Consider the following 23,953-nt stretch of genomic DNA (forward strand, 5'->3'; position numbering starts at 1 on the left):
ATCAGACTTTTTGCTGATAGCTTTTTTGTTTAATGGTTGTTAAAATATGATTTTTCAGCAACTGCTGTAAAGAAAACATCCGATGCTGAGTTCAGAGCTGTCTCACAAGAATCTTGAACGACACCAACGATGAAGCCAACGCCAACCACTTGCATAGCAACGTCATTTGGAATCCCAAACAAACTGCAGGCAACAGGAATTAATAGCAAAGATCCACCAGCAACACCCGAAGCGCCACAAGCTGAAACTGCTGCCACAACACTTAAAACAAAGGCCGTGGCAAAGTCAACTTCAATGCCCAAAGTACGTGCTGCAGCTAAGGTCAACACATTAATAGTAATAGCTGCTCCTGACATATTAATCGTTGCTCCTAATGGGATAGAAACAGAATAAGTATCTGGATTCAAACCTAATTTTTCACAAAGACGCATATTAACAGGGATATTGGCTGCCGAACTACGGGTAAAAAAGGCCGTTACTCCTGACTCTTTCAGACATTGAAAAGTCAGTGGATAGGGATTTTTCCCCATCATGATGAAGCCTAATAAAGGATTGACCACTAAGGCAACAAAAGCCATCGTCCCAACAAGTGCCAAAATCAAAATACCATAATCAGCTAACACTGAGATACCATTTTCAGAAATAGTAGAATAGACCAATCCCATGATACCAAACGGTGCTAAATTAATAATGCCCTTGACGATTTGTGCTATAACATCTGCTAAGGTAGCTAAAAGCTCCTTTGTCGTCTTGCTAGCTGAACGAAAGGCCAATCCAAAGATTACCCCCCATGATAATACCCCGATATAATTAGCCTGAGCTAGGGCATTGATGGGATTATCAACGATATTCAAGAGTAAACTTTGAAAAACTTGGGCAATCCCTTCAGGCGAATTAGCATTTGCAGCAGCTGACTCCGTCAATCTCAAGGTCACTGGAAAGACGTAAGAACTTAAAACAGCAACAAAGGCTGCTGAAAATGTCGCTAGTAGATAAAGGAAGATAACAATCTTCATATTACTCTTTTGCCCATCGCGTGATTGTGATAAGGCATTAGCAACCAAGGCGAATACCAGGAGCGGAGCAATCGCTTTTAGCCCACCAACAAACATCTGTCCAATTAATCCAATAAAGGACATTTTAGGAACAAGTAATCCTAAAAGACCACCAATAATAACACCGATAAGAATACGCTTGACTAGACTAACACGTCCCCAAACGTGAAACGCTTTTTTCATATGTTCTCCTGAATTTTTAATACATTTTTAGACTAAAACAGGAGCAAATTGCTCCCATTTCTATGTATTATATCATAAAAGTTGTTTAAACATTCAAGCTAGTTTCGATTATTTAAAACAAGTCTAATTTTTTGATCCTTGCTACCGCTTCCAATAAGCGTTCGGTACTCTCTAAAAGACCAATGCGGACATAGCTATCTCCAGCAGCACCAAATCCTATACCTGGAGCAACAGCAACCTTAGCCTCTTCTAATAACAAATCGGAAAAAGTTTTGGAAGTATGTCCTTTAGGAATATGTCCTTTAGGAATCGGCATCCAAGCATAGAAGCTTCCTTTAGACGGGTAAGCTTGCCAACCAATGGCAGCAGCTGCTTCTACAAAAGCATGTCGTCTTTGATCGTAGAGCTTGTTTAGCTGACGAATTGCATCGCCACTCCTCTCATCCAGCAAAGCCACACAACCAGCTTCCTGAATGGCTGGAAAGACTGAGACAAAAAGATGATCTTGTAATAGATTGAGGGCTGAAATCATGTCTTTATTTCCCACTGCAAAAGCCAAGCGCCAGCCCGCCATATTAAAGGTTTTAGAGAATGTATACAGTTCAATACCGACCTCTTTAGCTCCTTTCGAAGACAAAAAGCTAGGATTGTCATAACCATCAGCTCCTAGAGCCCCATAGGCAAGGTCACTGACGATTCCTAGACCTTTTTCCTTGGCAAAAGCTACCGTTTGGTCATAAAATTCAGTACTAGCTACAGCTCCAGTTGGGTTATTGGGATAATTTAAATAAAGAAATCTTGCCTTATCCAATAGTTCATCTGAAAAATTAGCATAGTCAGGTAAAAAATCATTCTCAGCAAGCAAAGGAAAGGTGTCATAGTCAACTTGTCCTAAAACGCTTCCTGAAAGATAATCTGGATAGCCAGGATCTGGCAGTAATAACTTTTCTCCTGGATTCATCAAGGCTAGAGGGAATTCAACCAAGCCAATTTTGGCACCTCCTAAAACACAAACTTCAGTTTCAGGATCCAAATCAACGTCATATTGTTCTTGATAAAAGGTAGCTATGGCTTCTTTTAACGATGTCTGACCCCTAAAATGGGAATACTTATGGTTTAGAGGTTTTCGACTTGCTTTCGCCATAGCTTCGACAATAAAATCATAAGTCGGCTGATCAGGATTGCCCTGTCCTAGATTAATAACGTCATGACCAGCAGCTATTTGAGCATTGACCTTAGCGACCAAGTCTGCGAAAAATTGTTTGGGTAATTGATCTAATAAATGCGATTGTGAAAATCTCATCCTAGCCCTCCTTGTATAAATCTAGTCGACGATCCGCAAACACAGGCATTTGACCACGAATTTCCTCAATCACCGAAAGATCAATATCACAAATAGAAAGACCTTCTTGAACATCCGTTTCCAAAAGAATATTGCCTAACGGGTCAATAACTAATGAATGCCCATCAAAGCTATCTAATAACCCTTGCCCTGTCCGATTAACTGCAACGACAAATGCTTGATTTTCAATAGCTCTTGCCTGCAATAATATTTTCCATTGGCTAATTCTAGCACTCGGCCATTGCGCAGGAACAACCAGAAGTTTTGACCCCTTAGCTATTTGCTTACGTAGCCACTCTGGAAAACGAATATCATAACAAATCACTTGGCTCGTTAAAACATCATCTAACCAAAAACAACTGTCCTTATCACCAGCTGACAAATACTTATCTTCTGCCATGAGTCCAAACAAGTGAACTTTATCATAACGGTTGATTAATTGACCATTGCGATTGAAGCTATAAGAAGTATTATAATATTGTCCATCACAAACTCTGGCTATCGAACCACCGATGATGTTGGTATGATATTTTTGAGCCAAGTCTGATAAAAATACACGTGCTTCCCGTCCATCTGTATCAGCACAAGCCTCCAAATCTAACAAAGCATATCCTGTATCCCATAATTCTGGCAATACTAGTAAAACCACTTGATTTAAGGCGAACTCCTCATCTAATAAGTCTAAAACGTGCTGACGATTGTGATCAGGTTGACCTTCTTTGATGGCCATCTGTAATATAGCAATCTTCATGATACCTCCTACTGAGCAAAAAGAGACCTACCAACAGATAAATCTCGTTTTTGTATGGCACTTGATAAGTCCTGTTACACTCTTCAAAAGTGACTACCGATGACTCAGTTTTCGTGTTAGGAAATCTCCAATAAATTGGATACCAAAGATTAATAAAAGAATTGCCAAGGTAGCCATAAATGTAACGTCTGTGTTAGACCGATTATAACCATAAGAAATAGCAACGTTACCAAGACCTCCAGCCCCAATAGCTCCCGCCATAGCTGTTTCACCAACTAACGAAATCAAGGTTACTGTTGATACACGAATAAGATCAGGCAATCCTTCTCCAAGATAGACTTTGATAATATCAAAAAGCGTTGCCCCTGATGCCTGTGCCGCTTCAATCACTCCACGATCTAATTCTGATAAAACTACCTGAACTTGTCGAGCAAAGAATGGGAAAGTCGCTGCTGAAAGAGGAACCAAGGCTGCGGTCGCCCCAAGATTTGTTTTAACAATGAAAAAAGTCACTGGAGCCAAAATGGCTAGCAAGATAATGAAAGGAATCGCACGAAAGACTGAAGTAATCTTATCTAAAACTTGAAAAACCGGACGATTCTCAATAACACCACCGGGTGCAGTCAAAACAAGAAAAAGACCTGCAAGGAGCCCCAAAAGACCACCAATAATAAACGATACAATCGTCATGTATAAGGTAGCATTGATAGCTGCCAACCAACCATTATCTCCTGTCCAACCAATATGATAAACATTTGGTAAATAAGTTTGAATCCACTCTAACATCTAGGCACCTCTCTTTAAAATCGTTAAGTGAATACCGGCTGCTGCAATGGCTTCTTGTGCTGCCAAGAGGCTATCCAAAGCTCCTGATAAGATAACCACCATTTCACCAACAGGTGTATTGTCAAGAATTTCAATATTCCCGTAAAGAATATTGGCAGTGACTTGAAATCGTTTGTAAATTTCATTCAAAATCGGTTCATCTGTCGATGTTCCCGCATAATTAAGTTGCACTAAAATAGAGTCTGCAGCTAGGTTAGCAACAACATCTTGCTGGGCAATCTTTATCATGGCTTCGTCAATGCCAGTCGCTGTTTTAATAAACTCTTGTGTTAATGCTTCTTTAGGATTTGAGAAAATATCTAAAACAGACCCCTCTTCGATCAAAACACCATTTTGCATAACAGCAACACGATTACAGATATCTTTAACAATCTGCATTTCATGTGTGATCATTACCACCGTCAAACCTAATTTTCGGTTAAGGTCTTGTAGCAGAGCCAAGATTTGCTTGGTTGTTTTCGGATCCAAAGCCGATGTTGATTCATCAGAAATCAGGATTTCTGGGTCATTTGCTAAGGCACGCGCTATAGCAACACGCTGCTTTTGACCACCAGATAGCTGCGCTGGATAATTGTCAGAGCGGTCAGATAGTCCCACTAACTCCAATAACTCTGAAACCTTCTTAGCTTTAGCTTCCTTACTCAAATCAGAATGACGTAAAGCAAAAGCAACATTTTCAGAAGCCGTCTTTTGAGCCATCAAGTTAAAATGTTGGAAAATCATGCCGATTTTTTGACGCTTCTGGCGCAATTCTGACGATGATAATTGCACTTTTCCTTTATCATAAGTCACATCATCATTGATGGTAATTTTTCCTGCTGTTGGTACTTGAAGCAGGTTAATCACCCTAACCAAAGTGGATTTTCCAGCACCCGAATAGCCAACAATACCATAAATATCACCCCTATTGATGGTCACAGAAACATCCTTAACAGCCTCGATAGTACGTTTCTTCTGATGAAAAGTGATATCGATGTGTTCTAAATTTATAATCGCATTAGTCATAACTTGCAATTAACTCCTCTATCATTTTTATATGCGTTTCATAGTCTGTCATTTTGACATTTTCATCACTACCATGATCCCGACTATCAGGATTACCAATTCCGAAGGCTGCAATAGGAACTTGCAAAGCTTCAAATACTTGGTACATAGGACCAGTACCAGCTGTCGTTGGTAAAACAGCAACACCATTTGGTGAAAAACCTTCCGCTATGCTAATGACATTTTGAATAGCTGGCGCCGTCATGTCACTCCGATAGCCTTTCTCTCCTAAAGTGTAGGTTAATGTTACTTGATGGTAACCATTTTGGGCAAGTTGTTTTTCAATCAATCCTAAAACCTTGTGAGGATCCATTCCTGGGACCAACCGCACTTCTAGCTTAGCCGAAGCCTGCGCGGGAATAATCGTCTTAACACCTTGTCCAAGATAACCAGATGATAAGCCTTCTATGGTCAAAGCTGGTTCAAAAAATAATCGTCTTTCTAAATCAGCCTGTGTTTTAGCTAAGGTCGGAAGTTTTAAGTCATACAACTCCTTTAAAGAATCCAAATCGAGATGAACATGTTTCGCTACTAAGTCAACCTCATGCTGAGTTGGCTGAACGATGTCCTCATAGATACCATCGACCAAAATCCGACCATCTTCTGCTCTAAGACTAGTCAACGCATTGAGAAGATACCATGTTGCACTGTCAAAGATGGCCCCAAATTTAGAATGACTATCCACCTTAGCAGATTTTACTTCTGCATTGAAAGTAACAATTCCTTTGGTGCCACCGGAAATTTCAATCTGATTTTCCTTATTACGAACACCCTGTTCCCAAATCAAAAGGTCTGCGTCAGTTAACTTATCAGCATATTTTGCTAAATACTTTTCTAAATCAACAGATGCAGATTCTTCTGCCCCTTCCATCATAAAAGTAATGTTCACCGGCAAGTCTTTGTGTTTATTCAAATAAGCCATCACTGCTGTTAAGCGTGCTGTAATATGACCTTTATCATCATTGACGCCGCGACCATACATGTAACCATCCCGAAAGGTGAGCTGGAAGGGATCACTCTGCCAAACCTGATCAGCATCCGCTGGTTGCGTGTCATAGTGATTATAAAAAATAATATGTTTGGCTTCAGGTCGTGGACTCTTAAACTGGGCCAGAATAAAGGGGGCAGCATAACTCTCATCAACAATAACCTGTGCACCAGCATCTTCAAAGACTTCTTTGAGATAGGCTGCCGTTTCAGCCAAACCAACTGCTTGGGCAAAAATAGACTTGCTTGCAATTAGTTTTTCTAAAACGTCAAGGTAGTTTTCTTTCAAGCTAGCTTTTTCTTTGGTTTCATTTATCCCTGGCATATTCTTCCTCTCTACGATCAAGACTATAGTCCAATGAATTCACTTTCAGAACAAGGAACGAAAGACGCAGACAATACCTGATCTTCTTCGAAAATGAAAATCAGACCTTGTTGACTTAGTGTGATGAACTTCAGTTCTATCTGCAGTGGCGCCGCCTAGTTTGCTTTTCGATTTCATCTAGTACCGATAGCGATGATGTCTCAAAGTTCATTCAAAAGACTATACCATAACAAGAAAACAGGAGTGCTTCCCACACGCCTATTTTACTTGTTCATTAATAAATTATTGGAGACTTGAATTAATTTTTTGGAGCACCTTCCCAGATAGCAATATCTGTGCCTTTAGATGCTTTCTTGATGATTTTAGCAACTTCATCCGTTTGGTAAACATCAATCAAAGTCTTGATAGCGTCTGCTTTATCTGATTTTTTCCAATCTTTTTGTGCAGCAATAATATTAATCCATTGTTTTGAACTATCATTTTTTTCTTCAGTGAAGATTGAAGTACCATAATCAACCCCAGCGTCAACAGCGTAGTTATTGTTAATAATAGCCGCATCAACAGATGTCAATGTTGAAGCAGATTGATCAGCGGCGATCTCTTTGATGTTCAAATCCTTTGCATTTGATGTAATATCGTCAAGTGTCGCTACTTCTTCACCTGATGTCGATAATTTAATTAAACCTGCTGATTGAAGCACATACAGGGCACGGCTTTCATTGGTTGGATCGTTTGGCACTGAAATCGTTGCTCCTTTTGGAAGGTCTTTGACATCCGTGTATTTGGCTTTTTTCCCATCTAAACCTGAGAACAGGTGAATAGGACTCAAGAGTGTATCAGCTGCCGCCACCAAATCACCATCATTTTTCTTGTTCCAATCGTTCAAGAAATTATAATGTTGAAAGGCATTAACATCAATTTCACCATTTTTAAGAGCTTTATTGGGTTGTGTATAATCAGTGAACTCTGTGAATTTTAGCTCGACACCTTTTTTCTCAGCCAATTCTTCAACACGGTTCCAAAGAGGTTCAGTAGCATCCGTTTTGGTCATGATACCAACACGAACAACATCTTTATCATCAGCTGAATTATCACCTGAACAAGCTGCCAAAACAACTGTTGAAGCCACAGCTAAACCTGCTATACCTAATGCTTTTTTCAATAATGTCATGTCATCTTACCTCTTACTCTTTTTTAATTGCTTACTTATTATGTCATACACAGTTATTAAAAACAAGTTGTTAAAAACTAGGTTTAGTTATAGCTAAAAATTATAACAAAAAGAGCTGACCTTTGTTCAGCTCTTAAAAATAAGTTATTTAGAAGCTAGAGCTCCCATCGGATCCCATGGTTTCAAGAGAACTGGCTCTGCCTCATAAGCAGCCAACTCTTCAGCTGTTAATAAATCCTTGCGAACAACAATTTGATAGGTATACTCATCCATCCAGGCATCTGAGGCAACGAAATAACCTTTTTCACCAACTTTATCACCCCAAGAATTTTCAACCTTCCATTTAAGGGGTTGACCATTCTCATCTAAATCAACACCTGTCAAGACCATTGCATGGGTCATCAAGCTTTCGCTATAGTCCAATCGACCAGCTTTATCTTGAATGAGTTCAATATCCATACTTGAGGTGAAATCATAGGCATTTGTTGCCATAACACCTGATTTACGATCAGAAGACTGACCAACATCTGAACCAAACCATACCGTTTCACCAGATTGCAGTTGCGCGATAGCCAGCTCTTTAAACCGTTTCATATCAAGATTGAGGTAGCGAACGTCACGACTACCGACCACATTTCCTAGCAGTTCAACGGTGTAAGATTTACCAAAAGGTTTATCCGCTGTCGGCGCATTGATAATAGAAACATAATCATCCAATTTCAGACCAACATATTGCTCATAAAAGGCTTGTGGCGTGATGGCTTTATCACTATGATAGTTATTATCCTTATCACGGTAAGCAAAATCAAAAGTCCGTGGCGGTAGCCCAAGGTTAATAGCTAGAAAGTTAAAAATTTCTTGCAAGAGCTCTTCTTTTTTGCTTTGGATAGCTTTTTCATCAGCACCTTCAGCAATGAGTTCTCTGAGAATTTGAGCATCTTGTCGTAAGAGTTTGTTTAAGTATTGATTGAGTTCACGACTATTGCTTGAGCTGATTGACTCTGGGTAAACGGATTTTGGAACAACACCGTATTTTTCAAAAAGAGACACAACCATATCCCATTGGCCACCGTCTTGTTGAGGCACATCTAAAAGAAATTTAACCTTACGGCTCTCTAATACTTGATCAGCTGTTGCCACAATATTTTCCAAAAACCAATTTGATTTCTCGTATTTATCCCAAAAGAAAGTATGCGCTTGTGATAATTCAAAATCTTCCAATTTAAACTCTGAAATCAGTTTATGGCGAAACGTATTTAGTGCTGCAAACATCCAGCAACGACCCGATGCTTTTTGATTGGAAACAGCATCATTGGTAAGATCTATTGAGAAGACATAATCATTTTCAATCGCACTTTGACGCGTTTCAAGAACTTTTAAGAGTCCTGCGTGAGTCACTGCGTTCTCTAGTGCTTGAAATTTAGGGTTAGCTTGATAGTTATCAAACAATTGATCTATAAAGTTTTTCGTTAATTCAGACATTCTCATCCTCCTAAAATCATGTTACTCCATATTATACGCCTTCAAAGATATTATTCAAGAGAAAAAGGGAACAGGAGTTCTTTTCGGTCAAAAAAACAGTCGCTTTTGGAACTACTTCTGCAACTTCTTCATAAAACGAAAACTCTCAGAAAAAGTGGCTAAATCACCCTTTCTAAGAGTATAAATCACTAGCAATCAGGTCCTTATAGATTCCTTTTCTCTGCTGTTTAGGGAGCGGAGCTTTGGTCTAAAAACAAAGTTTCCCGTATTAACTATTTCCAAAATTCATCAAAAATGGTTATTGGCAAATGACGCTTATGCATGGTTTTTTGCCACCAATTTTCAATTTTTTCTTGGGCTTCGGGTGATACCTGCTTGCCTTCAAGGTAATCATCAATATCGTTATAAGTTACTCCTAATGCAACTTCATCAGCAAGTCCTGGTTTATTTTCTTCCAAATCTGCTATGGGGATTTTTTCATAGAGCGCCTTGTCAGCGCCTAGTTCTATTAAAAGTTGTTTCCCCTGACGCTTGTTCAAACGAAAGAGTGGCAAAATATCCGCTCCACCATCGCCAAACTTAGTGAAAAATCCTGTGATGTTTTCCGCTGCATGGTCCGTTCCAATAACGGCACCACTGTACTGTCCTGCCACTGCATACTGCGTAATCATACGTTGGCGAGCCTTGATATTACCTTTGTTGAAGTCTGATACTTCCACGCCTGCCTTGGCTAATTCTGACACTTGACCATCTACTGCTTCCTTGATGTTAATGGCTAGACTGACGTCGGGCTTGATAAAATCAAGTGCTTTTTGCGCGTCCGCTTCATCAGCTTGAACACCATAAGGAAGACGAATAGCGATGAATTGATAGTCTTGATTGGTTTCAAGACGTAATTCTTCAATAGCTAATTGTGCCAAACGTCCAGCCAAGGTAGAGTCTTGGCCACCTGAAATCCCTAAAACTAAGGTCTTTAAAAATGGGTGTTTTAAGAGATAGGCTTTCAAGAAATCAATGGAGCGACGGATTTCTTCTTGAGCATCAATCTCCGGCTTAACACCTAATGCTTTAATAATAGTTGCTTGTAAGCTCACTTCTTAGTCTCCTTTAACTCGGGCGAAGGCTGCTTTACGAACACGATCAATAAGCGCCATTTTATTGTCCCAAACATCCTGAGCAAGGTCCACCGGGTATTCTTGTGGATTAAGGACACGTTTGTACTCATCCCATAAATCTTCCAACTCTTTATGGGCATACTCTTTGATGTCTTCTAAACTTGGTAGCTCATAAACCAATTGACCATCTTGAAAGATATCCGTCAATAACGGCACAGCATTAAAGTTCTTAACCGTCTTTGAAATGTAGGTATAGACAGGATGGAACATATGGATTTCATCCATTTTAGATACATCAACATCTGCAAACGTAATGTAGTCTCCTTCTGACTTCCCTTTTTCGCGGCTAGTAATACGCCAAACTTGCTTCTTGCCTGGTGTAGAGACTTTTTCAGCATTGTTTGATAGTTTTATCGTGTCTCTCATTTCCCCATTATCATCTTCAATAGAAACGATCTTATAAACCGCCCCGAGAGCTGGTTGATCATAGGCTGTAATAAGTTTGGTTCCAACTCCCCAAACATCAATTTTTGCTTTTTGCATTTTCAAGTTTAGGATAGTATTTTCATCTAAGTCATTAGACGCATAAATCTTGGCATTCGTGAAACCAGCATCATCTAATTGTTTACGAACTTCTTTAGAAAGATAGGCCATATCTCCGGAATCCAAACGAACTCCTTGAAAATTAATCTTATCGCCAAATTCCTTCGCAATCTTAATAGCTGCTGGAACACCAATTTTTAGGGTATCATAAGTATCCACCAAGAAAACACAGTTGTAGTGAGTTTGGGCATAAGCTTTAAAGGCATCATAATCATTACCATAAGCTTGAACCATCGCGTGAGCATGCGTTCCTGACACTGGAATACCAAAAATCTTACCTGCACGCACATTTGAAGTGGCATCCGCACCCCCAATGACAGCCGCACGTGTCCCCCATATAGCAGCATCCATCTCTTGAGCACGGCGAGTTCCAAATTCAAGCAGCGGCTCATCTGCAATAACTGTCCTAATACGAGCCGCTTTGGTTGCAATCAATGTTTGGAAATTAACAATATTCAAAAGAGCTGTTTCAACTAGCTGACATTGTGCCAAGGGTCCCTCTACTTGAACGAGAGGCTCATTGGCAAATACCAAGTCCCCTTCACGTGCTGACTTAACCGAAAGTTCTAATTTAAACTCTTTCAAATAGGCTAAAAAATCCTCTGGATAGCCTTCCTCACGAAGATAAGCAAGGTCTGTTTCTGTGAAACGCAATTGTTTCAAGTAGGACACGATACGTTCCAAGCCTGCAAAAACAGCAAAACCATTTTCAAAAGGTAATTTACGGAAGTAAAGCTCAAAAATAGCGCGTTTGTTGTGAATACCTTGCTGGAAATAAACCTGCATCATATTGATTTGGTAGAGGTCTGTATGTAGTGTTAAACTATCATCGGTATAATTCATTTTCTTGTTTCCTTTATTCTTGATCAAAGTCTCTTTTTTTATCACTGTCAAAAGTTCAAGACTTCTAATCTTGTTGACTATTATAGCACATGCACTAGTTTTAGGGAATCTTTGATGCTTTATCTTGTGAATGTCATAACATTATCAAGACAAAAAGCCAGGACTTTCATCCTGACTCTCTTATGCTTCGTGTTCAACAATATATTGATAAGCTTCCTGACCAGCAATAGCACCATCACCAACAGCTGTTGTGATTTGACGCAAATGCTTTTGACGAATGTCTCCAATAGCAAAAATACCAGGAATGTTGGTTCTCATGTGATCATCTGTCACCACCCAACCCTCTTGATCTGTGATCCCTAAATCACGGAAGAAATCTGATACTGGATCAAGACCGACATAAACGAAGACACCACCGAACTCATGGTTGCTGACGTCATTTGTTTTGACATTTTTGATGTCAACATTGGTAACTTTCATGTCATTACCTTTAATTTCTTCAACCACTGAATCCCAAATGAAAGAAACCTTATCGTTAGCAAAAGCACGGTCCTGCAAAATCTTCTGCGCACGCAATTCGTCACGACGGTGTACAATGGTAACAGAATTAGCAAAACGTGTTAAGAATAAACCTTCTTCAACGGCTGAATCGCCCCCTCCAACAACAAGCAAATCTTGATTTCTGAAGAAGGCACCATCACAAACAGCACAGTAAGAAACCCCACGACTATTGTATTCCTTTTCTCCGGCTACGCCAATTTGACGATGCTTGGCACCTGTCGCGATGATAACCGTTTTTGTTTCGTAGGATTCATCAGCTGTTCGAACGATTTTGTAATCCCCTTTATCTTCAATACCAGTCACAATACCATAAAGGTTTTCAACGTCAAATTTCTCAAGGGGTTCAAACATTTTCATGGATAATTCAGGACCACTGATTAACTCAAAACCTGGGTAATTTTCAACATCAGCTGTATTATTCATTTGCCCACCTGGAGCACCTTGTTCCAAAGTGGCCACTTTCAGATTTGAACGAGCGGCATATAGCGCTGCAGTCATTCCTGCAGGGCCAGCTCCAATCACAATTGTATCGTACATGCTTTCTCCTTTTAAACGACATTTGTAGTCAAATTTTAGCAATTCTTCTCTGATTTAGCAATTATTAAGATCTAAGAACTAACAGCAAAGCCATAAAGGCAAATGAAAAAATAGGAACTGTCAATACACAAATCATCAGGACATCATAAAGAACTTCTTGTCGCTCTTTGGCTGTTTTATCTACTTTTTTATAGGCTCTATTCACCATGTAGGTCAGACCAGCAATAAATACGAAGATGGTTGCCAGTAAGAGCCCCTGTAAGTAAAATGAAATTAAAGTATGTAACATGCGTCTACCTTCTCTGCCTTGGATTTATGGATGCCTCTGTCAACCTAGTGATGACAATGCCAAAACAAACTCAGCCAGACTATCTAGCTGAGTTTTTCTCCATTATATCAAAGATATGACTTTTTGTAACTAGCGAAAAATTCTTTCGTCCGCTCTTCCTTAGGGTGGTTAATCATCTGGTCAGGTGTCCCTTGTTCCAAAATCTTTCCTTTCTCGAGAAAGAGAATTTTATCGGCTACTTGAGCAACAAAATTCATGTCGTGACTTACCAATACCATCGTTTGACCTGCCCTGGCAGCATCTGCAATTGATTTTTCAACTTCACCAACAAGTTCTGGATCGAGAGCTGAAGTCGGTTCATCAAGCAATAGAACGTCAGGTTTCATGGCCAAAGCACGGGCTAAGGCAACGCGTTGTTTTTGCCCACCTGACAAATGTCGAGGGTAGTGGTTTTCTCTATCTGAAAGGCCAACCTTGGCTAATTCTTCCTTGGCAATCTTAGTCGCTTCAGCGTCTGGTAATTGTTTGACAACTTTCAAGCCTTCTTTAACATTTCCAAGCGCTGTACGACGTTCGAAAAGATTAAACTGCTGGAAAACCATAGCTAGTTTGCGACGGAGAGTCAAAATATCTTCAGTTGAAATCGTCTTGAAATCAACCTTGAAACCATCAATGTCAATAGTCCCTGAATCAGCTTCCTCTAGATAATTGAGACTGCGTAAGAAGGTCGATTTTCCAGCACCTGAAGCACCAACAAGAGCCACTACTTCACCTTTTTGGATATCTAAGTCTAACCCGTCAAGCACTTTTTGTCCTGAGAATTCTTTGGTTAAATGACGAATTGAAATCATTAGCGACCTCCCATTTCAAATGATTCTTGAACTGCTTCTGGCGAAGCAATTGCCATACGCTTCTCAATGAAAAGTCCTAGATTTTCAATCAAGAAACTAATCCCCCAATAAACAAGAGATACGGAAATAAAGCGTTCAAAGTAACGATAATCACTACCACCAAGAATTTGGGCTTGAGCATACATTTCAACAATCCCAGCATTAAAAGCAAGCGATGTTCCCTTAGTTAAACCAATCAAACTGTTAATGAGAGTAGGTGTAGCAACGACAGCTGCATTAGGGATAATCACTCGACTATAAATTTGTTTATTGGTCATCCCTAAGCTTTTAGCAGCTTCAATCTCACCAGAATTAACTGACTGGATGGCCGCACGAATCGTTTCACTGGCATAGGCTGCTTCATTAAAGGCAAAGGCAGTAATAGCGAATACTGATGCTGGAATAGCATTAATATTCATATCTAAGCCAGTTTTTTGATTAATTGCCTTGAGTAAAAGCGGGATACCATAGTAACTGAGCATCAACTGAACCAGAATTGGTGTGCCACGCAAGAAACTAACAAAAAAAGCTTGAATAGGGTAAATCACTTTAATGCGATTAATCTTAACAATCGCAAATAAAAGGGCTAGGATAAGCCCAGCGACTGCACCTGCCAAAGTTAAGCCGATTGTTAATGGAAGATGTTCTAAAATGGATGGAATGGCATCAAAAACAGCCCTCCATGAAAAAAGTTTACCAGCTGGTAGTTTTTCCACAAGACTTTCATACCAAGCTGCCGCTAAAAATAATGGTTTCATAAGCATTTCCTTTTCATTGATAACCTTCTATCTGTCCATTCTATCATTGACCGTCTAGCCTGTAAAATAGGAGGTTTTAAAGAGGTGATAGCTTTTGCCTATCACCTCTTAGCTTTTTTCTATCCCTACTCTTGATTATCAGTTTTTAAGCTGGGTGCTGAAATCACCGCCAAAATGCTTGCGACTTAATTTTTTCAGGGTCCCTTCCTTTGCTAATTGCTCCAGCCGTTTATCAACATAAGCTTGAAGTTCTTTTCCTTTTTTATCTTTAGCAAATAAAAAGTATTCTAAGCCATCAGTCTCATCTCCAGAATTGTCCTTAATATCTGATATCTCTAAATCGAATCCTTGATCCTTAACGATATAATTAGCAGAAATAGCATCGTACAAAATAAAATCAATTTTACCACTTTCAATATGTTGCATTCTTGTCGATAATCCCGTTGAACTTGAAGCATATCGAATATCAATTGGCTCTTTATCAGGGTGATTTTTATTCCAATTTTTTAAAACGTCCGCATAATTGACACCTGGTAAAACCTCCGTTGTTTTTCCAGATAAGTCATCTAGACTACTGTATTTTTTCCCTGATTTTCCAACAATAACATGGTTCGATTTGGAGATAGGTTTTGAAAAAAGATACTTTTCAGCCCTATCATCATTGTAGGCAAAGTCATTTGCTGCTATATCAAATCGACCAGCGTCTAATCCTGTCAAAATACTATCAAAAGCTGTTGTCACGAATGTAACGTGATATTTTGAGGAGTCTTTAAAGACTGCTTTTAAAACATCAATATCATATCCAGTAAATGTTTTACCTTTTTTATAAGTAAACGGTGCTGTATCCGAGTCTGTAGCCACTATAATCTCATTACTTTTTGTCTTTCCTTTGACTTGATGAGTTAGGGTGAGCATTCCTACTACCAAAACAGCTATAGCACTAAGAGCAACCAAGAATTTTCTTTTCATTAACAAACACTCGCTTTCTTTTTTATAATCGACAGTTTATCAAATTTAAGAGCTCACTACCAATAGTAATTTCATATCATGTCTTAAAGAATATATATATCAAAAACTCAAAAGATAATTTATAGAATAACAGTAAACCGAATTAGTAGATGTTTACGTTTGGTACTAATATTAATTTAAAATCAAAAGTAGTTGAGATCCAGTCTCTGTGTCCAATCGATTTTAGTAGGAAAGGAATGACTTATTTTGTCATAACATTACGATTTCGCTATTTATGAATTTTGTTTAGCATCATTCAGTCACTAAAGATAGTATGATGTTTTGTCACGTCACATTAGAGTTACTTCTCCTATATAAAAAAGAGTGGGAAAGAACACCAACTCAACGGTAGGATTCTTTCTCGCTCTCTAGCCTATAATGCTGATTATGCTAAGCGGATTAATCTGATGACGCTTACTATAAATGTCATCACGAGGTCACTAAAAGGTTTGTTTTTTAGCTTTACGTTCAGCACGGCCTCGCGCCCTATTAGCGGCACGACGTTCTTTTTTACGTTTCTCATCGACGGCCCACTGAATTTTCTTTTTATAACCTGGTTTTACTTTTTTCTTTTTCTTCTTAACCAAGCCAATCATTTCAGTGTCTAATTTCTGATACGCTTTTTCGCGTTGATGACGACGATCACGGTCATAGGTGTCTTGGATTTCACCATTTTTCAACACCTTTGGCTTAAATGTAATACCCATTTTTTCCAATTCGCGAATATCTGAATCATCACTGGGTTGGTAAAGTGTAATCGCAATTCCAGATAAACCATTACGTCCTGTACGTCCTACACGGTGGACGAAGAAAGATAGGTCCTGTGGGATGGCATCGTTGATCACATGACTAACCCCTTCGATATCAATTCCGCGGGCAGCCAAATCTGTCGCAACAATATACTCAAAATCTAGGTTTTTGACTTGATTCATGATACGCTTTCGCTCACGTGGAGGAATGCCTCCATGGATTTTTGCCACTTTTAAGCCATTAGCTGACAAGTACGAGTGCAATTCGTCAGCACGCTCTTTAGTATTAACAAAAATCATAGCCATATAAGGATTGATGACCTTTGATAAATTCAAAATTTGTGTATTTTTATCTTTTCCTTTTGTTGAAATCAACCAGTTATCAATCGTATCAGCGATAACAGTACTTGTTTTGATTTGTTCGATCACTGGATTAGTCAAGTATTTCTTAAGGAAGGGTTGTAATTTTTGAGGAATAGTCGCTGAGAAGACCAACATTTGAACATCTTTAGAAAGGCTGGCGGCAATCTTATCGACCGTATCAAGAAATCCCATATCCATGGTCATATCGGCTTCATCAACCACAAAAGTATGAGCTCTGTGAATCTCCAAATCTCCTGATTGAACCAAGTCATATACACGACCTGGGGTTCCGATAACAATGTGCGGTTGTGCCGTTTTTAAACGTTCCATTTGACGCAACTTATCCGTACCACCCACATAGTTTACCACACGAAGCTCTTTCTTAGAATGCGACGCAATTTGTTTAGTCGCTTGGTAAATTTGAGTAGCCAACTCGCGACTAGGTGCTGTGATAACTGCCTGAACCTCAGACTTTCCTTCATCCAGTTTTTCAAAAATAGGTAACAAGAAAGTATGGGTTTTACCTGAGCCTGTTTTTGACTCTCCAACCAGATCACGACCTGAACGAACCACTGGGATTAATTTCTGCTGTACAGCTGTTGGTTCTTTAAAACCAATCTCATCTAAAGCAGATTGAATATAAGTTTTAAAATTAAAATCTTTAAAGGACATAATGCCTCCTTTTCTTATGACCATTATAACATAATAAAAGCAAGGAAAATCTTCCTTGCCCTAAAATTATAAATAAAGTAAAGCTAGCGTCACTAAACTAGAAACGATGGCTACTGACCACATAAAGCCATCAACTTTCCATTCACTCCAGCGCTCTCCCTTTCCTGACAAGCCTCCTAATTCAAGATGGTGGTGAAAGGGTGTCATTCGGAAAATCCGACGACCTTCTCCATATTTTTTCTTAGTGATTTTGAAATAGGTCACTTGTAACATGACTGATGCTGTTTCAAAAACATAGACAAAACCAGTCAGTAATAGTGTCCACTCTTGTCGTAGAGCAATAGAAATAGCTGCTAACATAGCACCAAGCGCCAGTGAACCAACATCCCCCATAAAAATCTTGGCTGGTTTTTTATTGAACACAAAAAATCCAAGAAGGGCACCAATCATTGCGGCAATCATGATCAAAATATCAAATTGTTTTTGGACAAAGGCAATGACACCATAAGTTGCCAAAGTAATGACAACTGAAATGGAAGCAAGGCCATCAATACCATCGGTTAGATTGACCGCATTAGAAAAACCGACAACCCAAAAAATGACAAATGCGACATAAAAAACACCTAGTGGAAGCTCCCAACCTAAGATATTCAAACTAGTAATGCCACTCGGACGAACGTGTATAAAATAGAAAAGCAAACCAGCAACAATCTGAAGAATCATCTTTTGCCACGGAGTCAGACCTTCATTGATTTGTTTAAAGATTTTCAAAAAATCATCCAAGAAACCAATAATACCATAAATCAAGACAACAGATATAATACCAACCGTTGCACCAACAGCTGCACCTTGATTAATTTGGTTAACAAGTCCAAAAATAAGGCTAACAAGAAGACTAACTGTTAAAAAAACAGTTCCTCCCATAGTTGGTGTACCAGCTTTGGCTAGATGTTGCTTGACATCCTCATGCATTTGCTGTCCACCAATTTTTTTCATCTGATAATAGCGAATAAAGAAGGGCATAGCGATAATCGTTAAGACAAAGCTCACGATACCGACTATTATACTGATTAACATGTTACTCTCCTAATGTAATTTTGATATTTTTCTTTTTCTTAAACGGTGTGCCGACATCCGTGTTTTGTTTAACAACTTTTCCAGAACCTTTAATCGTGATACTCAAATCATTCCATTTGGCAAATGCCTGAACATTACGCTTGCTCCAACCATACATGTCTGGCATTTCGTCGACTTTTCCAGCCTGAACAAGGATTTGTTGATTGGCTTTTAGTTTCGTACCTTTGGTTACAGACATTTTGGTCACTTTCGCACCATCGCCAACGATGATTGGATGCACAAGATTTTTACGCAAGGTCTCAATAGCTTTTGACGTTGATTGGTCAACAAAATCTGGAATCTCGTAAGTTGTCTCACCGCGTTTTTCTTTGGTGGCTACTGACGTGGTTAATTGATCCTGCATGGTCATAGCTTCTTGAAGAACTGGATTAAAAATAGTTCGCCACTCTAACCCCTTCCAACTCTCTGGTTGTTGTACGGTGACATACATGGTAAAGAGTGGTTTTTCCGCAGGAATCATAGCAACAACTGAATGGATATAATCCCGCTCACCAGTAAGATAGCCTGAACCGTCATCCTTGGCAATCTGTGCAGTACCAGATTTAACGGCGATAGATTCGTTACCGACTTGGATAATTGGTTCTCCAAGCCAGTTTGCATATAAGGTACCATAGTAAGGTGTGGTTCCAACCGCAACCATGTGTTCTCGGGTTTCCTTAGCAGCTTTTTTGCTAACTGGGTTTCCGACAATCTCAGGCTTAGAGACACGGCTGGTACTGTCATTGTGGTTGACCACTTGACTGATAAATTGTGGTTCTAACATTTCACCGTCATTTGAAACACCACTAAAGGCTCGTAACATTTGTGACTGTGTTACCGCAATCCCCTGACCAAAAGCGCTGGTGGCAGTATTAACGCTATTATTAGAAATAATACCAGCCGATTCAGAACCCATGCCGAAGTAGGTCGACTCCCCAAATTTGAATTTTGTGAGATAATCACGCCACTTAGCATTCCCCATTTTCTGCTCCAAGAGGGTCATCCCTACGTTACTTGAGTAAGCAAATCCTTGAGCAAATGTCATCGTTTGAATACCAGCGGTACCATTATTGACTGACCAGTCATTAACAACTATGCCAGATAGATTCAATCCAGAGTTGGTGAAGTACTGATTGGCTTTGAATTTTTTAGCATCAATGGCTGACGCTAAGGTCATGACTTTCATGGTAGAACCTGGCTCATAGTTGGTTTGATAGAGCGTGTTTTGCCATGAGAAATTTTTGTCATCAAGACCCTCAAGGGTATCAGAGTTAAAACTTGGGCGTTGCGTTGTCGCTAATATTTCACCCGTTTGTGAGTTAACAATGGTTGCGCTAGCAAATTTCCCCTTTGCTTCTGCTTGGAAAGCATCCATCTGGGTTTCTAAATAGGTTTGCAGAGGAGCTGACAGGGTGGTGTAGACATCACGACCATCCGCAGCCTTTTTCACAACATGTTGAGTTCCAAGGAGGATGTTACCGTTACGATCTTTTTCATATTCAACGGTACCATCTTTACCAGATAAAACATCATCCAAAGAGGCTTCGACCCCTGTAACACCTGACAAAATGGTTGATCCATCGTCTTCTACCTGGGGTTGTGCCAGACCGATGAACTGGGAGGCAAACACACCATTAGGATACATCCGACTGGTACTAGTATCAAATGAAATGCCTTTTATTTTTGCTTTTTCAATGACATCCTTTAAAGTGCTCATCTTACTGTAACTAAGATTAGAACCTTTTGTACCAAAGGAAACTTGTGTCAGTTTCTCCTGTTTCAACTGACTCATAACATATTTCTTTTCCATCCCTAACTGCTTGCTAAATATTTCGGCAACTTTTTCAAACTGGGATGGCTGTACATATAGTTTTTCTTGATCAGCATTGACATACGTTTTATCAATGATGGCATAAACACTGTAGGTCGTTGAATTTTCCGCAATGACGTTACCATTGCGATCAAAAATACTGCCTCGTCTTGCCTGCAAGGTTGATCTGCTATTGTAGACAGCTTTAGCACCTTCTGACAAATCGACTCCAAATTTACTATCTGAGCCAACAATAACAGCAAAGTTGATGACAAAGACAAAAAAGATGAACACTGTTAGGATCATCAAGTTTTGACCAGCATAACGCCTATTCTCTTCTGGATGTTCTTTTCTAATCTTGACAACATAGTCAAGAAAGAGTTTTCGAAGTTTACTCATTTCTACTCCACGTTTTGAATATTGTCATTCTGAATGGTTAGACCGGCTTTTTTGGCAATTTCAGCAATCCGATCGTAACGGCTCAATTCATTGACTTCTTGCTTAGCATCATTTAAGTCTGTTTGAGCGCCATTGATTTCAACATTCCAATGATTGATTTCTTGTTGTATCTGCATGTTACGACTCTGCAAATAGATGATGCTAATCGCCATAAAAATAGCAGTCACCACAATAGCTCCGTAGAAAGCCTTTTCAATGCGTGTAAACGTACGGATTCTTTTTTGCAAAGCCTCCGTAAGCGCCTCACGTTTGGTTTCGTTTGGCATACTTATTTCCTAACTTTTTTTGCCACTCGCAACTTAGCAGAGTGGGCACGATTATTAGCTTCTAATTCTTCTTGACTCGGTAAAATTGGCTTGCGGTTAACCAGCTCCATTTTGGGTTGTAAGCCATCTGGGATAAATGGCAAACCTTTTGGCACTTCCACTGTTGAGGCTTCTTTGAAGAGTTGTTTCGTTAAACGATCCTCTAAAGAGTGAAAGGTAATCACAGAAATTCGTCCATCGACAGCCAGTAAATCTAGGGCTTCTTGGATTGAATCATCAGCCGCACCTAATTCATCATTAACTTCGATACGGACAGCTTGAAAAATCTGCTTAGCAGGGTGACCTTTTTTCTTGAGTTCTTTAGCAGGTTTAGCTGATTTAATCAACTCTGCCAACTCGGTTGTAGTCTCAATAGGCTTGACTTGACGCGCCTGTTCAATCTTACGAGCAATCTGTTTAGAGAATTTATCCTCACCATACTTAAAGAAAATGCGCACTAAGTCATGGTAATCATAAGTGTTAACTACATCATAAGCCTTTAGCTCTGCTTGGCGGTTCATGCGCATATCAAGAGGAGCGTCTTGCTTGTAAGAAAAGCCACGTTCACGTTCATCTAGTTGTGGGCTAGAAACGCCCAAATCATACAAAATCCCATCAATCTCAGTCACTCCTAGTCGGCCTAGATTAGACTTCAAATGACGGAAATTGTCTTTAATGAAGGTGACCATTCCCTTGTCAATATAGTTTTTTAGTTTTGCTTGGGCATTATCAATAGCTGTCTGATCTTGATCAAAACAGTAAAGATGCCCCTTTTCGCTTAATTGAGATAACAGATAAGACGAGTGGCCTGCACCGCCTAGGGTCGCATCCACATATATTCCGTCGGGCTTGATATCAAGCATATCAACGGTTTCGTGCAAAAGCACTGTTACATGATGAAAGTCTTTAGTCATAACCTTTATTATATCATAAATGAATCTTGCTTGTCTTAAATGTGCAAACGGACATGGTCGCTAGAGTTTGGAGGAGAATACCATCGAGCTTCAGTTTTTACTAAACTAGGAAAGTCTGTCTAGCAGGTCTCTAACGTCTTCTTTTAAAGAACTGATCTGTTCAGAGACTGCTGATATTTCCTTTCCAACTTTCCAATCTGTATAGACATTATCTGCCCAAATATCCCAGAATCTATCGCTTTTTGAATTAGAAATATCAGTAACCAAGTCAAGTTCTACATCACTGAGTTTTTCTTGAGTTATCTTTCTTAGCTGATTTAATCCTTCTAATTTCTGATTGACTTTAGTGATCTTATCTCGTTTAATAGCACTCATAAAAACATTACCAGCAATCAAGTCCATAATGCTCCAGTCATTGAGGTTTTTAAGATCATTCTGACAGTCGTCAATCGCATTTAATAACTGTCTTAAAGCTTCTTTGGCTTCGTCGTTCTGTTTGGTCATAAATGTCCTCCTAAAATGACTTAGTCTCTAATTTGGCCCTGTCCATTGATGTAAAACTTCGTTGACGTTAAAGCTTCTAAGCCCATTGGTCCACGCGCATGCATTTTTTGCGTTGAAATTCCAATTTCGGCCCCTAATCCAAAAACAAATCCGTCTGTAAAGCGAGTTGAGGCATTGACATAAACGACTGCTGCGTCAATACTATCTTGGAACATTTCTGCTCTTCTAATATCTTGGGTCACAATCGCCTCTGAATGATGGCTTGTGTAACGGTTCACCCAGTCCAGCGCCTCTTCAAAATGGTCAACCACTTTAACCGATAGGATGTAATCTAGAAACTCTGTCGCAAAATCTTCTTCTGTCGCTTCAACAGAATTTTTCAAATAAGACATGGCCGCTTGGTCTGCTCTAAATTCAATGTTTTGTTTGTCAGCTAATGCTGCTTCTAACTTTGGAAAGAAATCTGCCGCTATAAGACGATGAACTACAAGACTTTCTGCTGCATTACAAACGCTTGGTCGTGAGGTTTTAGCATTGATCACGATTTCAGTTGCCATATCTAAATCAGCATACTTATCGACGTAGATATGAACATTACCAACTCCTGTCTCAATGACTGGTACCTTGGCTTTTTCTTTAACCGTTTGAATAAGGCGTGCACCACCACGTGGAATAAGGACGTCAACGTAATCAGTCGCCACCATTAATTCTTCTGCCACAGCGTGTGAGGTATCTTCTACCAACTGAACAAAATCAGGATTGTAACCAGCCTCTTGAATAACCTGACGCGCCACCTGAACAAGAGCTTTGTTAGAATGGATAGCATCCTTACCGCCACGCAGAATGATAGCATTATTAGTCTTTAAGGCAAGACTAAAGGCATCAATGGAGACGTTAGGACGACTCTCAAAAATCATTGCAAGAACTCCAAGCGGAACTCGTTTTTGAACAATTTTCAAACCATCCAAATTAGTATAACCACGCACAACCTGTCCAACAGGATCAGACAAGTCTGCTACTTGACTGACGCCTTCTGCGATGGCTTGGATACGCTCTTCTGTTAGACGCAGACGATCGACCATAACGTCTGAAATGCCGTGTTCTGCTGCAGCTGCCACGTCTTTAGCATTAGCTTCCAAAATAATGGTTGAAGTGCTCACCAAAGCATCAGCCAAGGCCAAGAGCAGTTGATTTTTAGCAATGGTTGACAAAGAAGCTAAGTCGCGACTAGCCACTTTTGCTTGTTTTCCAAGTCTTTCAATTACTGACAT

Annotated in this window: 22 protein-coding genes; all 22 read right to left on the reverse strand. The window is 39.6% G+C overall.

Features of this window, described 5'->3' with window-relative positions; all coding sequences use genetic code 11:
* Positions 1 to 29: 29 nt before the first annotated feature.
* The 22 genes from sstT to ABP870_RS02365 all read right to left on the reverse strand — a co-directional run bounded on the left by sstT (position 30) and on the right by ABP870_RS02365 (position 23,953).
* On the reverse strand, positions 30 to 1,238 hold the full coding sequence (gene sstT, locus ABP870_RS02260; protein ID WP_350013876.1) for a serine/threonine transporter SstT: 1,209 nt from the start codon (positions 1,236 to 1,238) through the stop codon (positions 30 to 32).
* A 112-nt stretch (positions 1,239 to 1,350) separates the two neighbouring features.
* The gene (locus ABP870_RS02265) at positions 1,351 to 2,541 is read right to left on the reverse strand and encodes a pyridoxal phosphate-dependent aminotransferase (protein ID WP_350013877.1); all 1,191 of its coding nucleotides are present in this window, start codon (positions 2,539 to 2,541) and stop codon (positions 1,351 to 1,353) included.
* Between the two features lies 1 nt (position 2,542).
* Positions 2,543 to 3,331, reverse strand: coding sequence for a carbon-nitrogen family hydrolase (locus tag ABP870_RS02270; protein WP_350013878.1), 789 nt, complete (start codon positions 3,329 to 3,331; stop codon positions 2,543 to 2,545).
* Positions 3,332 to 3,424: 93 nt separating this feature from the next.
* Positions 3,425 to 4,117, reverse strand: a complete 693-nt coding sequence (locus tag ABP870_RS02275; RefSeq protein ID WP_062711905.1) for a methionine ABC transporter permease — start codon at positions 4,115 to 4,117, stop codon at positions 3,425 to 3,427.
* Positions 4,118 to 5,182: a methionine ABC transporter ATP-binding protein gene (locus ABP870_RS02280; RefSeq protein WP_350013879.1), complete on the reverse strand. Its 1,065-nt coding sequence runs from the start codon at positions 5,180 to 5,182 to the stop codon at positions 4,118 to 4,120.
* Positions 5,175 to 6,533, reverse strand: a complete 1,359-nt coding sequence (locus tag ABP870_RS02285) for a M20/M25/M40 family metallo-hydrolase (protein ID WP_350013880.1) — start codon at positions 6,531 to 6,533, stop codon at positions 5,175 to 5,177. The genes ABP870_RS02280 and ABP870_RS02285 overlap by 8 nt, the downstream gene beginning before the upstream one ends.
* A 298-nt stretch (positions 6,534 to 6,831) precedes the next feature.
* Complete coding sequence (locus ABP870_RS02290) at positions 6,832 to 7,704, reverse strand: MetQ/NlpA family ABC transporter substrate-binding protein (RefSeq protein ID WP_350013881.1); 873 nt, start codon at positions 7,702 to 7,704, stop codon at positions 6,832 to 6,834.
* A gap of 144 nt (positions 7,705 to 7,848) precedes the next feature.
* Entirely contained in the window at positions 7,849 to 9,186 is a 1,338-nt protein-coding gene (pepC, locus tag ABP870_RS02295) for an aminopeptidase C (RefSeq protein WP_350013882.1), read from the reverse strand.
* Positions 9,187 to 9,458: 272 nt separating this feature from the next.
* Positions 9,459 to 10,280 (reverse strand): ammonia-dependent NAD(+) synthetase, encoded by an 822-nt coding sequence (gene nadE, locus ABP870_RS02300; RefSeq protein ID WP_350013883.1) that lies wholly within the window; start codon positions 10,278 to 10,280, stop codon positions 9,459 to 9,461.
* Between the two features lie 3 nt (positions 10,281 to 10,283).
* On the reverse strand, positions 10,284 to 11,747 hold the full coding sequence (locus ABP870_RS02305; RefSeq protein WP_350013884.1) for a nicotinate phosphoribosyltransferase: 1,464 nt from the start codon (positions 11,745 to 11,747) through the stop codon (positions 10,284 to 10,286).
* Positions 11,748 to 11,927: 180 nt separating this feature from the next.
* Positions 11,928 to 12,845, reverse strand: a complete 918-nt coding sequence (gene trxB / locus ABP870_RS02310) for a thioredoxin-disulfide reductase (protein WP_350013885.1) — start codon at positions 12,843 to 12,845, stop codon at positions 11,928 to 11,930.
* A gap of 64 nt (positions 12,846 to 12,909) precedes the next feature.
* The gene (locus ABP870_RS02315; RefSeq protein WP_350013886.1) at positions 12,910 to 13,134 is read right to left on the reverse strand and encodes a DUF4059 family protein; all 225 of its coding nucleotides are present in this window, start codon (positions 13,132 to 13,134) and stop codon (positions 12,910 to 12,912) included.
* Positions 13,135 to 13,241: 107 nt separating this feature from the next.
* Positions 13,242 to 13,985 carry an amino acid ABC transporter ATP-binding protein gene (locus ABP870_RS02320; protein WP_350013887.1) on the reverse strand — a complete coding sequence of 248 codons (744 nt, stop codon included), beginning with the start codon at positions 13,983 to 13,985 and terminating at the stop codon, positions 13,242 to 13,244.
* Positions 13,985 to 14,782 carry an amino acid ABC transporter permease gene (locus tag ABP870_RS02325; RefSeq protein WP_350013888.1) on the reverse strand — a complete coding sequence of 266 codons (798 nt, stop codon included), beginning with the start codon at positions 14,780 to 14,782 and terminating at the stop codon, positions 13,985 to 13,987. Before ABP870_RS02325 ends, ABP870_RS02320 begins: the two co-directional genes overlap by 1 nt.
* Before the next feature lie 138 nt (positions 14,783 to 14,920).
* Positions 14,921 to 15,751 carry a transporter substrate-binding domain-containing protein gene (locus ABP870_RS02330; protein ID WP_350013889.1) on the reverse strand — a complete coding sequence of 277 codons (831 nt, stop codon included), beginning with the start codon at positions 15,749 to 15,751 and terminating at the stop codon, positions 14,921 to 14,923.
* A gap of 479 nt (positions 15,752 to 16,230) precedes the next feature.
* Positions 16,231 to 17,574: a DEAD/DEAH box helicase gene (locus ABP870_RS02335; protein ID WP_350013890.1), complete on the reverse strand. Its 1,344-nt coding sequence runs from the start codon at positions 17,572 to 17,574 to the stop codon at positions 16,231 to 16,233.
* 66 nt (positions 17,575 to 17,640) lie between these two features.
* A complete protein-coding gene (mraY, locus tag ABP870_RS02340; protein WP_350013891.1) occupies positions 17,641 to 18,651 on the reverse strand; it encodes a phospho-N-acetylmuramoyl-pentapeptide-transferase in 1,011 nt (336 codons plus the stop codon).
* A 1-nt stretch (position 18,652) separates the two neighbouring features.
* The gene (gene pbp2x, locus ABP870_RS02345; RefSeq protein WP_350013892.1) at positions 18,653 to 20,899 is read right to left on the reverse strand and encodes a penicillin-binding protein PBP2X; all 2,247 of its coding nucleotides are present in this window, start codon (positions 20,897 to 20,899) and stop codon (positions 18,653 to 18,655) included.
* A 2-nt stretch (positions 20,900 to 20,901) separates the two neighbouring features.
* Entirely contained in the window at positions 20,902 to 21,225 is a 324-nt protein-coding gene (gene ftsL / locus ABP870_RS02350; RefSeq protein WP_350013893.1) for a cell division protein FtsL, read from the reverse strand.
* A gap of 2 nt (positions 21,226 to 21,227) precedes the next feature.
* Complete coding sequence (gene rsmH / locus ABP870_RS02355) at positions 21,228 to 22,178, reverse strand: 16S rRNA (cytosine(1402)-N(4))-methyltransferase RsmH (protein ID WP_350013894.1); 951 nt, start codon at positions 22,176 to 22,178, stop codon at positions 21,228 to 21,230.
* Between the two features lie 105 nt (positions 22,179 to 22,283).
* Entirely contained in the window at positions 22,284 to 22,682 is a 399-nt protein-coding gene (locus ABP870_RS02360) for a hypothetical protein (RefSeq protein ID WP_350013895.1), read from the reverse strand.
* 20 nt (positions 22,683 to 22,702) lie between these two features.
* Positions 22,703 to 23,953: a glutamate-5-semialdehyde dehydrogenase gene (locus ABP870_RS02365; RefSeq protein ID WP_350013896.1), complete on the reverse strand. Its 1,251-nt coding sequence runs from the start codon at positions 23,951 to 23,953 to the stop codon at positions 22,703 to 22,705.

This window comes from Streptococcus jiangjianxini (genome assembly GCF_040225085.1).
Classification (GTDB): Bacteria; Bacillota; Bacilli; order Lactobacillales; family Streptococcaceae; genus Streptococcus; species Streptococcus jiangjianxini.

Coding starts and splice junctions, on each gene's coding strand:
- sstT (WP_350013876.1), bottom strand. CDS start 1,238: ATGAAAAAAGCGTTTCACGTTTGGGGACGTGTTAGTCTAGTCAAGCGT.
- ABP870_RS02265 (WP_350013877.1), bottom strand. CDS start 2,541: ATGAGATTTTCACAATCGCATTTATTAGATCAATTACCCAAACAATTT.
- ABP870_RS02270 (WP_350013878.1), bottom strand. CDS start 3,331: ATGAAGATTGCTATATTACAGATGGCCATCAAAGAAGGTCAACCTGAT.
- ABP870_RS02275 (WP_062711905.1), bottom strand. CDS start 4,117: ATGTTAGAGTGGATTCAAACTTATTTACCAAATGTTTATCATATTGGT.
- ABP870_RS02280 (WP_350013879.1), bottom strand. CDS start 5,182: ATGACTAATGCGATTATAAATTTAGAACACATCGATATCACTTTTCAT.
- ABP870_RS02285 (WP_350013880.1), bottom strand. CDS start 6,533: ATGCCAGGGATAAATGAAACCAAAGAAAAAGCTAGCTTGAAAGAAAAC.
- ABP870_RS02290 (WP_350013881.1), bottom strand. CDS start 7,704: ATGACATTATTGAAAAAAGCATTAGGTATAGCAGGTTTAGCTGTGGCT.
- pepC (WP_350013882.1), bottom strand. CDS start 9,186: ATGTCTGAATTAACGAAAAACTTTATAGATCAATTGTTTGATAACTAT.
- ABP870_RS02305 (WP_350013884.1), bottom strand. CDS start 11,747: ATGAATTATACCGATGATAGTTTAACACTACATACAGACCTCTACCAA.
- trxB (WP_350013885.1), bottom strand. CDS start 12,845: ATGTACGATACAATTGTGATTGGAGCTGGCCCTGCAGGAATGACTGCA.
- ABP870_RS02315 (WP_350013886.1), bottom strand. CDS start 13,134: ATGTTACATACTTTAATTTCATTTTACTTACAGGGGCTCTTACTGGCA.
- ABP870_RS02320 (WP_350013887.1), bottom strand. CDS start 13,985: ATGATTTCAATTCGTCATTTAACCAAAGAATTCTCAGGACAAAAAGTG.
- ABP870_RS02325 (WP_350013888.1), bottom strand. CDS start 14,782: ATGAAACCATTATTTTTAGCGGCAGCTTGGTATGAAAGTCTTGTGGAA.
- ABP870_RS02330 (WP_350013889.1), bottom strand. CDS start 15,751: ATGAAAAGAAAATTCTTGGTTGCTCTTAGTGCTATAGCTGTTTTGGTA.
- ABP870_RS02335 (WP_350013890.1), bottom strand. CDS start 17,574: ATGTCCTTTAAAGATTTTAATTTTAAAACTTATATTCAATCTGCTTTA.
- mraY (WP_350013891.1), bottom strand. CDS start 18,651: ATGTTAATCAGTATAATAGTCGGTATCGTGAGCTTTGTCTTAACGATT.
- pbp2x (WP_350013892.1), bottom strand. CDS start 20,899: ATGAGTAAACTTCGAAAACTCTTTCTTGACTATGTTGTCAAGATTAGA.
- ftsL (WP_350013893.1), bottom strand. CDS start 21,225: ATGCCAAACGAAACCAAACGTGAGGCGCTTACGGAGGCTTTGCAAAAA.
- rsmH (WP_350013894.1), bottom strand. CDS start 22,178: ATGACTAAAGACTTTCATCATGTAACAGTGCTTTTGCACGAAACCGTT.
- ABP870_RS02360 (WP_350013895.1), bottom strand. CDS start 22,682: ATGACCAAACAGAACGACGAAGCCAAAGAAGCTTTAAGACAGTTATTA.
- ABP870_RS02365 (WP_350013896.1), bottom strand. CDS start 23,953: ATGTCAGTAATTGAAAGACTTGGAAAACAAGCAAAAGTGGCTAGTCGC.